Genomic DNA, 525 nt, shown 5'->3' on the forward strand with positions numbered 1-525 from the left:
TGCCCCTAATGGGGCTTTTTTCTAGCCTTCTTTTACCTGCTCACCCGTGAACGGGTCTATGTATTCTTTCATGCTCATTTGGTCACTTGTCATATCCTCCTGTAACTGATTTCGTATGTATTCTGCGATCGCTTTCTTGTTGCGGCCTACTGTATCCACATAGTATAGTATCCTCTACACCACAAATGCCGGTTCCCATACTTGTATTTCATATTCGCATATTTCTCAAATATCATCAGGCTGCTCTTCCCTTTGAGATATCCCATAATCTGCGATACACTGTATTTCGGTGGTATGGATACCAACATGTGTATGTGGTCTTTACATGCTTCTGCCTCCAATATTTCCACTTGCTTGTATTCACATAGTTTCCGCAGCATATTCCCTATGTCTATCTTGATCTTTCCATATATGACCTGCCTGCGGTACTTCGGTGCAAATACGATGTGATATTTGCAATTCCACTTCGTGTGTGCTAAACTATTTGTATCAAGTTTCACGACTTGATCCCTCCTTTTGTTTTTT

Annotated in this window: 1 pseudogene; it reads right to left on the reverse strand. The window is 41.1% G+C overall.

From position 1 onward, the window contains the following. Positions 1–21: 21 nt before the first annotated feature. Positions 22–500, reverse strand: a pseudogene (gene tnpA / locus KQI32_RS13305) (IS200/IS605 family transposase). Positions 501–525: the final 25 nt, after the last annotated feature.

The organism is Acetivibrio sp. MSJd-27, assembly GCF_018918095.1.
In the GTDB taxonomy this organism is placed as follows: Bacteria; Bacillota; Clostridia; order UMGS1840; family HGM11507; genus HGM11507.